The sequence below is a fragment of the Arthrobacter sp. TmtSoilC48 genome (assembly GCF_059739425.1).
Genome location: NZ_AP046049.1, coordinates 3,289,780 through 3,300,013, shown reverse-complemented (window position 1 = coordinate 3,300,013; position 10,234 = coordinate 3,289,780). Strand labels below are relative to the sequence as shown.

Here is a 10,234-nt window from a genome sequence, read left to right as displayed (position 1 = left end):
CAGTGCTCAACATCGCTGGCCTCGGTGGAAACGTGACTTGGTACGAAAACAAGAAAGGACCTGTCGACCGCCAGTCCCAGCTCCACGCCGTGTTGAATCTCGCAACCGCGGGCTTGACGATGACCAAGCTTTCCGGTGGAAACCTTAGCGTGTCGGGAAATGCCATTACGGCCACTAACGACAACGCAGGTACTCGGTGCGCGACGACCACCCAAACGAACGATCCTCAGCCTGTAAATGCCCAAGCGACTGCGGCCTGTGGGTCTGTCCGTATCAATGGCATTGTGACCTCGTTGACGTTCGATATCAGCGCGGTCTTTGTCCAGACCACCAGCGCGCTTCCGCCATACACGATCAACGACGCCCAAGATCCAAACCATAACGCGGACAACTTCGTCATGGCGGTGACTGTTCCGCAGGATTTTGGTGATGCGCCTGCTACTTACGATCAAAACAACGCTGCGCGGGCGGATCTGTCGGATGTGACGTTGGGGGCGAATGTCACGGAGGACAACGCGTCGGTGGCGAACGGCACGGTTTCGCCGAATGCGGGTGCGACGGCGGCTTTGGACCTGATGGACGACGGCGTGACGCTGGCTCCGATGGTGCAGGGTTCTACCGGTTATTCCACGACGGTGGCGATCAGCGGGGCGAGCAAGCCGGGCACGACGTGTGGGTGGATTGATTTCAACAGGAACGGGCTTTTCGACAGCGCTACCGAGCGGGCCTGTGCCTCGTTCGTGGCCGGTGCGACGTCGGCGACGCTGACCTGGGTGGTCCCTGCCGGGGTGGGTGCGGGGACGACGTATGCGCGGTTCCGGATCGGTTACACCACCGCCCAGGTCCAGGTCCCGATCGGTGCATCGGATTCCGGTGAGGTGGAGGATTACCTCTTTACTGTTGCTCCCTCGTCTGCTCCGGCGATCACGTTGGTGAAAACGGTGAACAAGACCACGCTGGTGGCCGGTGAAACGGCCACATACACGTTCGTGGCGAAGAACACGGGCAACGTGACGCTGACCTCGGTGGTGATCACCGAAACCCAGTTCTCCGGAACGGGCACCATGTCGGCTTTGTCGTATGCCTGGCCTGGCCTTCCGGGGATCCTTTTGCCGGGGCAGTCCGTGACGGCGACCGCAACGTATGTGGTCACGGCCTCGGATGTGACCACGGGGTTGGTGACCAACACGGCGAAGGTCACCGGGAACCCGCCCCTGGGGTTGCCTGTCTCGGCAACCGATGATGCGCAGGTCACCGCGCCGGCTGCGTGGAAGATCAAGAAGAGCGCCACGGTCAACGGGTCCGTTCCCGCAAACCAGTCCGTGAGCCCTGGCCAGACCATCGTGTACACGGTGACGGCGTCCAGTATCAGCGGCACCATCACCGGGGTCGTGCTGAAGGACGACCTGGCAGAGGTCCTGGATGACGCGACGTTCGTGTCCGGGTCAGCGACCCTGGTCATCGGCACCGGAGCACCCGTGCCGGTGGCCAACCCCGTACCACCCTCCACGGTGCTGACCACGGCGGCGTTTACGCTGCCGGCCGGGCAGACGGCCACCCTGAAATACAGTGTGCTGGTCAAAGCCGGGGCGTGGAACGAACAACTCGTCAACGTCGTGACGGGCACCGCGACCACCACACCACCGCTGACCTGCGCACCCTCTTCCGGAGCGGCCGGCCCTGACTGCACCACCACGCACGTGACGCCGGCGAAGGTCCTGATCGAGAAGATCGGCGAGTCCTCCGGCGGGACCTGGGTGCCGATGGCAGGCTCCACCTGGGCGGTGCACGTCGATAACGCCGGCACCCCCGGTGCCGTGCTGGCCAGCCCCACCGTGACGGCCGTGGCGGGGCAAACAGGCCGGTTCCAACTCGAAGGAATCCAGCCCGGAACGTACTGGCTTGAAGAAACCACCGCCCCGGCCGGGTTCAACCTCCTGGCCGAACCGGTGAAATTCACCATCGCCACCAACGGCACCGTGACCCTCGGACAAGGCTCCACGGGACAAGGCTCCGCGGGTGGGGTGGTGACCAGTACCGACGCCGATGGTGACGGGATCTTCCTGCTCACGGTCCGGGACGTGCCGGCCCTGGAGCTGCCCGAGTCCGGCGGCATCGGCTGGTGGCCCTTCACCACCGCAGGATCGGCCCTGTTGCTGGCCGCCCTGGCCCTGGCCGCCAACCGCCGCCGTGAGTCCGCTACTACCCGGCAGGAATCCACGACCACCCGGCACGAGTCCATTACCTAAAGAAGAGCCGGGACGAGCCGGTCACTACCTAAAGAAGAGCCGGGACGAGCCGGTCACTACCTAAAGAAGAGTTCCCTCCTGGCCTTGTGCGTGTTGCGGGGCGGGGCGGTGCATGTCCATCTCCGAGTACCACCTGTAGGAAGAACCATCACGATGAAAGAGGAAAACACTGTGAGTAATCACCACACCGGGCGGCTTTGGAAGACCGCCGCCGCCACGATTGCCGGGGCGGTGTTGGCGATGTCCTTCTCCGTGGCCCCGGCTTCGGCTGCGCCCCTGGTTGACGGGGACATGACCGGTTCCATCACGGTCCATAAGTTCGAACGTCCCTCCACCCCGACGGGCCTGCCGAACAACGGCACGTCCGTGGACACGACCGGCCTGACACCGTTGGCCGGTATCGAGTTCACCATCGAGCAGGTCAACACCATTGACCTGTCCACCAACGCCGGCTGGGACGCCGCGCACAACCTCTCCAGCGTCTTCGCCCCGGCCGATCCCAACGGTTCGATCACCGGCGCCGGGTACACCCTGGGTGCTGCCCAGGTGAAGACCACCGACGCTGCCGGCACCGCAGCGTTCACCGCCTTGCCGGTGGGCCTGTACCTGGTGACGGAAACGAACTACCCGGCCGGTGTGACACCCTCGGCCCCGTTCCTGGTCTCCGTGCCGTTGACGGACCCGGATAACAACGACAACTGGATCTACGACGTCCACGTCTACCCGAAGAACTCCGTTGCCGGTGCTGAAAAGACCGTCACGGACGCCCCGGACGTGAAGCTCGGGGACCAGATCGACTTCACCATCACCGGTGACATCCCGAACGAAGACGTCATCGATGGCTACAAGATCGTGGATGTCCTGGACCAGAAGCTGACCTACATCGGTGCGTCCGCGACCCTCGTTGACGGCACACCCCTGACCGCGGGCACGGACTACACCGTGAACTTCGACGCCGCGAACAACACCGTCTCGGTCATCTTCACCCCCGCCGGTCTTGCCAAACTGGCAGCCCACACCGACACCCGCGTGCAGGTCATGGTCAACACCAAGGTCAACACCATCGGTGAAATCGAAAACGAAGCCCTCGTTTACCCCAACGCTGCCAGCTTCACCATCGCCCCGGGCCAGCCCGGCGGCCCGGTCGTCACACCCCCGGTCGTGACCAAGTGGGGAGAAATGACCCTGCAGAAGGTCAACGAGAACGGTGCAGCCCTTGCCGGTGCCGCGTTCTCCGTCTACACCAACGAAGCCGACGCGAAAGCCGGAACGAACCCGGTAGACCTCAACGGCCAGAGCGTCTTCACCGTCGCCGCGGACGGCACCTTGACGATCTCGGGCCTGCGTTACTCGGACTGGGCCAACGGCGCAGCCGTGGCACCCGGAACCCCGGACTACCGCACCTACTACCTCGTGGAAACCACCGCCCCGGCAGGCTACGAACTGCTCGCCGAGCCGGTTTCCTTCCTGATCAACAGCACCACCACCGGCGTCGGGATCGACCTGCAAGTCAAGAACATCCCCTCCAACAGCGGCTTTGAACTGCCGCTGACCGGTGGCGTCGGAACCGGCATCCTCTACGCAGCAGGAGCCCTCCTCGTCGCCGGCGCAGCCCTGATGCTCGTCCGCAACCGCCGCACCAACAACAACTAACACCCACTGCAGGGCGCCGCTACCGCGGCCCCCGCAGCAACCCCAAGTGGGGAAGAACGCCAACCACGCGCTCTTCCCCACTTGCATTCCCTTCTGCAGTCTCCATAACTGCCGCACCTCAAAACCGCCGCAGCCCTGTTGATGGTCAACTGCTGCGATACCGAGCCACATACGGAGCATTCCGGCGTCACAAAAATGCCGGCCAGTGCACAGCATCAACATGAATGGAACAACGGAACCTGAAGACTCCGAGGCACTCATGAAGGACTTGGCCACGACGTCGCCCATCCTTGCGGCAAAGCTCGCCCGCCTGCCGGCTGAACAGGCGGCAATGATCTTTGGGGAACGGCCCGTCGAAGGCGGAATTCGCCCAGCAAGAGCGGGCGCGCCTGGCAGCTGAGGGGAATTCTGTCGGTGCTCTGTGTCAGAGTCTTTGTATGACTGCTCCACTTCTTGCCCACGCAACCGACTACGGACGAATGTACGCCCGCTCCACAACGGAGCAATTCTCTGTCCCCTCCATCACCACGGTGATAGGGCAGCAGGCGCACTCCCTGGACGGTTGGTTCAGTTATATGGGGGCAAGCAGCTTGGCCGCAGATCCCGAACTTCCAGCCTTGCTTGGCAGCCCGGCGAGGATCCGGCAGGCGGTCAACAAAGCTTCCAAGGCAGCTGAGATCTATAGGGACCAAGCTGCGGCAAGAGGCGATCGCGTCCACAATTACTGTGAGCAGGTGGCCTTGCGCGCGCTGGGTCGTCCGCATCGGATGCAGGAATGCCGTGATGAGCTTGCCTCCCACGGTGAGCAGGCCTTTGCAGCCCGCTTTGACGAATGGTGGGAGCTGTACAGGGTGGAGCCGCTGGCTCCGGAAATCACTGTCTGGAACAAGACTGTTGGCTATGCCGGCACGCTGGACCTCGTTGCGAGGATTAACGGGCGCATCTGCCTGATCGATTACAAGACCAAGGGCACCACCCGCGATGGCACTGTCAAGGCACTCGACGACAAAGTCGTCATGCAACTGGTAGCGGGAATGAAGGCGGAAGAGAGCCTCGTTGACCCGGTAGCGGGGGAGTGGGAGCCGTGGAAGTTTGGTGCGAATCCAATGCTGCTGGCCGTGGCTATCGGAGAAACGGAAGTAAGGCCTCAACGAGCCAACCCGGATGTCCTTAAGCACCATTGGTGGAAGTTCTGTGCCCTGAGACGGGTGTGGGAGATGTCTGCCGATGTAACTGCGGCTGGGCAGGCACTCATGCCCGTCCCGCCGCCGTCGTTCGTCTCGCCCTCGTTGGAGCCCGCGTCGCCGTCGTTGGAGTCCGCCTCCCTGGTGCCTGCAGGCGCTGGGACCAGGGACAGCGGCAGCAGCTTGCACTCAACTAAACTGGCTTAGGCTCCGCAACAGCCGGACCAGAGTGTGACGATCGTGAGGACTGACAGCAGATGGCAATTTTGAGTATCCGAATCATTGGGGATCCGGTGTTGCGCACCGTAGCCGATCCCGTTACTGAATTCGGTCCGGAGCTCGCCAAGCTGGTAGCAGACATGATGGAAACCATGGAGGACGTGGAAGGCGCAGGCCTCGCTGCACCCCAGGTGGGCGTTAGTAAGCGGGTCTTCACCTATCGCATTGGCGGTGTAGAGGGACACATCATCAACCCGGTCCTGGAAAACAGCGAAGATTTCCAACCGGATGAAGTTGAGGGCTGCCTCTCCATACCCGGCCTTGGTTTTCCCGTGCGCCGTCACCGCGCAACGCGTGTTACGGGTGTGGATCTCAATGGCAATCCCGTAGAGGTTGAGGCCGAAGGTATGTTGGCACGTTGCTTCCAGCACGAGACCGATCACCTGGACGGCGTCCTTTACACGGACAGGCTGGAGGGCGAAGACCGAAAAGCCGCGCTGCGTGCCATCCGAAACGCCAACTACCACGCTGTGACGGAGCAGACCACATCCAAGCGGGCAAGCTCTGTTGGTTCCAGCTTTGGTGGCGGCAGTTTCGGGGCTCCCGAGTGAGGGTCCTCTTTGCAGGTACTCCGGCAGTCGCCGTCCCATCCTTGGATGCCTTGGTCAAGGCTGGCTTTGACATCGTTGCTGTCCTGACCCGCCCGGATGCACCGTTGGGACGCAAACGGGTTCTGACGCCGTCACCGGTTGCCGCCCGGGCCGAGGAACTTGGCATCGAGGTCATTCGCGCTGCCAAGGTGGACGCTGACACTACGGCCCGAATTGCTGAAATTGCTCCGGACGTAGCCGCCATCGTGGCTTATGGGGGAATCGTGCCTCGCGCTGCCTTGGGCGTTCCCCGGCACGGCTGGGTCAATCTCCACTTCTCGCTCCTGCCCGCGTGGCGTGGTGCTGCTCCGGTGCAGCGCTCCATCATCGCAGGTGACGACGTCACTGGGGCGGCTACCTTCCAGTTGGAAGAAGGGCTGGATACGGGCCCGGTGTTTGGGACGCTAACCGAAACCGTGCGCCCGGCTGACACCGCTGGTGATCTTCTTCAGCGCCTTTCCGTGAGTGGCGCCGTCCTCCTCAGCCAGACGCTGTCCGCCATCGACGCCGGCCAGGCGGCGCCGCAGCCGCAGACCGGCGAGGTTTCCCTGGCCCCCAAACTCTCGCTCGAGGACGGACGGTTGGACTGGCAACAGCCGGCCCTTGCCCTGAATCGAAGGGCACGTGGCGTTACGCCTGAGCCCGGCGCGTGGACCACGTTGGAGGGTCAAAGGATCAAGCTTGAACCCGTGGGGCTCCGGCCTGACGTCAAGGACATTGCTCCCGGAGCCGTCCGGGTCGATGGAAAGTCAGTGCTGGTAGGCACTGGTTCCCATGCAGTGGAATTGGGGCGGATTCAACCCGCCGGCAAAAAGATGATGTCGCCGGCCGACTGGGCCCGCGGCTTGGCTGCACCTGAGAAAGTGGTATTCCAATGAGCGAGTCCGGCCGGCGAGGCCCCAACAACAGCGGGAGCCGGGACGGTGGCGGACACGCCAATCGTGGAGGCCGTAGCGACAGCAAGCGCAATGCCCAGGGCAGGGAACGAAACAGGGGGCCCCAGCGGGGTTACTCCAATAACGCCCCGTCGCAGCGCACGCGTCGTGCTGATCCTGCGCGTTTGGTAGCTTACGAAGTCCTCCGCGCCGTTGCGTCGGAAGACGCGTATGCCAATCTTGTCCTTCCTGCCAGAATCCGGGAACATCGGCTGGACCGCCGCGACGCTGGTTTTGCAACCGAGCTGAGCTACGGTGCATTGCGGGGTCAGGGCACCTACGATGCCATCCTGGCCCGCTGCGTGGACCGGCCCCTCGAACAACTCGACCCAGCGATCCTTGATGCCTTGCGCATCGGCGCACATCAGCTGCTTTCCATGCGCGTTCCTGCCCATGCTGCGCTGGACCAAACCGTGGGCCTTGCCCGCGCGGTCATCGGCGCCGGGCCGTCTGCGCTCATCAACGCCGTCTTGCGGAAAGTCACCGCCCACACCATGGCCGAGTGGATGGACGTCCTGCTGGAGCAGGAGACTGACGAGACCAGGATTGCTGCACTGCGTCACGCACACCCGGAATGGATCGTCCGCGCACTTCGCCAGTCGTTGGTGAACCATGGAAGATCCAAAACCGAAATTGAAGCCCTGCTGGAGGCAGACAACGCGGCGCCTGTGGTTAATCTGGTTGCTCTGCCAGGGCTGGGGAACCTTGAGGAAGCTTTCGAAAACGGGGCTGCGGCTGGAGAGCTGGTAGAGGACTCCGCGCTGTCGGCCGGAGGCGACCTTGGCAGGCTCGAGTCGGTCCGGAGGGGAACTACCCGCGTTCAGGATGTCGGCTCACAACTCGTAGCCCGCGCAGTTGCAAGCGTCGATCTGGGAGCCCCTGCCCGCGAAGGAGAGCGCTGGCTGGACTTGTGCGCAGGGCCGGGAGGCAAAGCTGCATTGCTTGCCGCCCTGGCTCACCGTGATGGCGCGACCTTGCTCGCCAACGAGCCTGCACCGCACCGCGCCAAGCTGGTCCAGCAGGCGCTGTCTGCGGTACCTGCGGAATCCTGGACGGTGCGGACCGGTGATGGACGGGAGGTTGGCGGCGAACAACCCGACTCCTTTGACCGGGTATTGGTGGACGTTCCGTGCAGTGGTCTTGGTGCCTTACGCAGGCGTCCCGAATCACGGTGGCGCCGTGCACCCAAGGACATCGCGGACCTTGGTCCGCTGCAGCGAGAACTCCTGGTTTCGGCTATCGACGCCGTCAAGCCCGGAGGCGTTGTGGCCTACGTGACGTGTTCACCCCACCCGGCGGAAACCACAGCCGTCGTGGGTGATGTCCTCGGAAAACGTGATGACCTTGAGCTGCTCGACGCCGGCAAGGCACTGGACGCTGTAAGCCTCACCGGAAGTCTTGGGGCCGGGCACGAGCTTACGGCCCAGCTTTGGCCGCACGTTCACCACACGGATGCCATGTTCATGGCGCTCATCCGCAAAAAGTCCTAGCTCCGTAATTAGCCCTAGCTCCGCAAAAGTCCTGGCTCCGCAAAAGTCCTGGCCCCGCAAAAGTCCTGGCCCGCCACCCTCGCTTGAACACAAATCGATAAAACAACTGACCCAAAGGGGCTGCCTTGTCTCAGTGCTGTATCAACCCGAGCATCCTGTCCGCCGACTTCGTCAACCTTGAGGCGGAGCTGCAGCGGATCGGCAACGCCGATGCCGTGCACGTGGATGTCATGGACAACCACTTCGTTCCCAACCTGACGCTTGGCCTGCCGGTGGTACAGCGGATCCAAGCCGTCAGCCCGGTTCCCTTGGATGCACACCTGATGATTTCAGATGCTGACAGGTGGGCACCTGCCTATGCGGACGCGGGCCTCGCGTCGGTGACGTTTCATGTCGAGGCTGCCATGGCGCCTGTCAAGCTTGCCCGTGAACTGCGGGCCCGTGGTTCAAAAGCGGGTATGGCATTGCGGCCCGCCACTCCGGTTGAGCCGTATTTGGACATGCTCAGCGAACTGGACATGCTCCTGATCATGACGGTTGAACCGGGCTTTGGTGGCCAGTCCTTCCTGGATATCACCTTGCCCAAGATCCGCCGCGCCCGCGCAGCCATTGACGGATCCGGAATCGGCGTGGCCATTCAGGTGGATGGCGGGATCACCGAGGAAACCATCCTTCGCGCAGCTGAAGCGGGGGCGAACGTCTTCGTGGCAGGGTCAGCTGTGTACGGGGATGAAGACCCTGCCGCGGCAATCGATCGGCTCCGAGCGGCCGGGTCCAAGGCCGCAATGGCGGGCGGCTCGGCGAAACCGTGACGACCGTCATCAGATGTTACGAAGATTGCGGGGAATAGCTCAGGCATCTCCGCAGTTGTGGCAGAATAGCAACACACATACGTGCTCCGGGGTCGGTGTAAGTCCGAACCGGCGGTTATAGTCCGCGACCCGCGCGCCTTGGGATCCAAGTCATTGGAATCCCGCTGGCAAACGGTTGAACCGGTGGAATTCCGGTACCGACAGTTAAAGTCTGGATGGGAGAAGCACGTACAGTCATGCTGTGTGTGTCCTTAGGGACGCCGCGCAGTGCGCTGTCGTACACCCCCGGAGCCATCGCGGCTTACTGGGAAGGAACGGCATGGACTTTCTGCGATGGCTCTTCGAAGCACAGATTCCCGTTGGAGGATCTGCGCTTGTTTTACGCGAAGTGCTTGGCAACATCTTTGGGCTCGCCAGCGCCCTCGGCGGAATGCGCCGCAAAGTCTGGGCGTGGCCTGTAGGCATTCTGGGAAATATCCTCCTGCTGACGGTCTTCCTCGGCAACGTTTTCGGCGCAGCCACCCCGGCAACCCTATGGGGACAGGCTGCACGGCAGATCATGTTCATAGCGGTGGCCGTCTACGGTTGGTACCGCTGGCAGCAAGGGCGGCATGCCAGCAACCAGGGACGCGCAATCGTCCCGGGCTGGGCCAGTAACAAAGTCCGCATCGCCCTCCTTGGGGCAATGGTGGCCGGAACGGCCGCCCTGACACCCCTCTTCGACGCGCTGGGCTCCTACCCGCCCGTGTGGGCTGATGCCTGGACCTTCACAGGTTCCCTGCTGGCCACATACGGTATGGCCCGGGGATGGACCGAGTTCTGGCTCATCTGGGTGGCCGTTGACATAGTCGGCGTCCCGTTGCTCTTCAGCGCCGGGTACTACGCCAGTGCCGTCATGTATCTTTTCTACGGATTCTTTACGTTGACCGGTTTCTTCGTGTGGTGGCGGGCAGAGAAGCGCGAACGCGCCACGACCGCCACGGCCCCTGCTGTAGTAGGAGTCGCTCCGTGACTCTGAACCCCAAACTCTTCAATACCGCCG

General features: G+C 63.0%; 9 protein-coding genes and 1 riboswitch. All 9 genes read left to right on the top strand.

Annotated features, from left to right (window positions below; translation table 11 throughout):
* Window positions 1–284: 284 nt before the first annotated feature.
* The 9 genes from AC6I97_RS15295 (at window position 285) to pnuC (ending at window position 10,204) form a co-directional block, all read left to right on the top strand.
* Complete coding sequence (locus tag AC6I97_RS15295; protein ID WP_497945344.1) at window positions 285–2,249, top strand: CLIPPER-2 domain-containing protein; 1,965 nt, start codon at window positions 285–287, stop codon at window positions 2,247–2,249.
* 171 nt (window positions 2,250–2,420) lie between these two features.
* Window positions 2,421–3,902, top strand: a complete 1,482-nt coding sequence (locus tag AC6I97_RS15290; RefSeq protein ID WP_497945343.1) for a SpaH/EbpB family LPXTG-anchored major pilin — start codon at window positions 2,421–2,423, stop codon at window positions 3,900–3,902.
* A 220-nt stretch (window positions 3,903–4,122) separates the two neighbouring features.
* Complete coding sequence (locus tag AC6I97_RS15285; RefSeq protein ID WP_497945342.1) at window positions 4,123–4,302, top strand: hypothetical protein; 180 nt, start codon at window positions 4,123–4,125, stop codon at window positions 4,300–4,302.
* Window positions 4,303–4,339: 37 nt separating this feature from the next.
* A complete protein-coding gene (locus AC6I97_RS15280; protein ID WP_497945341.1) occupies window positions 4,340–5,293 on the top strand; it encodes a cytochrome in 954 nt (317 codons plus the stop codon).
* 50 nt (window positions 5,294–5,343) lie between these two features.
* The gene (def, locus tag AC6I97_RS15275) at window positions 5,344–5,916 is read left to right on the top strand and encodes a peptide deformylase (protein ID WP_224089662.1); all 573 of its coding nucleotides are present in this window, start codon (window positions 5,344–5,346) and stop codon (window positions 5,914–5,916) included.
* On the top strand, window positions 5,913–6,833 hold the full coding sequence (gene fmt / locus AC6I97_RS15270) for a methionyl-tRNA formyltransferase (RefSeq protein WP_224089663.1): 921 nt from the start codon (window positions 5,913–5,915) through the stop codon (window positions 6,831–6,833). Before def ends, fmt begins: the two co-directional genes overlap by 4 nt.
* Entirely contained in the window at window positions 6,830–8,380 is a 1,551-nt protein-coding gene (locus AC6I97_RS15265) for an RsmB/NOP family class I SAM-dependent RNA methyltransferase (RefSeq protein WP_224167121.1), read from the top strand. Before fmt ends, AC6I97_RS15265 begins: the two co-directional genes overlap by 4 nt.
* A 125-nt stretch (window positions 8,381–8,505) precedes the next feature.
* The gene (gene rpe / locus AC6I97_RS15260; protein ID WP_224089664.1) at window positions 8,506–9,192 is read left to right on the top strand and encodes a ribulose-phosphate 3-epimerase; all 687 of its coding nucleotides are present in this window, start codon (window positions 8,506–8,508) and stop codon (window positions 9,190–9,192) included.
* A 77-nt stretch (window positions 9,193–9,269) separates the two neighbouring features.
* A riboswitch (FMN riboswitch) is annotated at window positions 9,270–9,424 on the top strand.
* An 87-nt stretch (window positions 9,425–9,511) separates the two neighbouring features.
* Window positions 9,512–10,204 carry a nicotinamide riboside transporter PnuC gene (pnuC, locus tag AC6I97_RS15255; RefSeq protein ID WP_497945340.1) on the top strand — a complete coding sequence of 231 codons (693 nt, stop codon included), beginning with the start codon at window positions 9,512–9,514 and terminating at the stop codon, window positions 10,202–10,204.
* Window positions 10,205–10,234: the final 30 nt, after the last annotated feature.

Bases quoted from the DNA above. Each gene is read 5' to 3' on its own strand.
- AC6I97_RS15265 (WP_224167121.1), top strand. From the start codon at position 6,830: ATGAGCGAGTCCGGCCGGCGAGGCCCCAACAACAGCGGGAGCCGGGAC.
- pnuC (WP_497945340.1), top strand. From the start codon at position 9,512: ATGGACTTTCTGCGATGGCTCTTCGAAGCACAGATTCCCGTTGGAGGA.
- AC6I97_RS15285 (WP_497945342.1), top strand. From the start codon at position 4,123: ATGAATGGAACAACGGAACCTGAAGACTCCGAGGCACTCATGAAGGAC.
- AC6I97_RS15280 (WP_497945341.1), top strand. From the start codon at position 4,340: ATGACTGCTCCACTTCTTGCCCACGCAACCGACTACGGACGAATGTAC.
- def (WP_224089662.1), top strand. From the start codon at position 5,344: ATGGCAATTTTGAGTATCCGAATCATTGGGGATCCGGTGTTGCGCACC.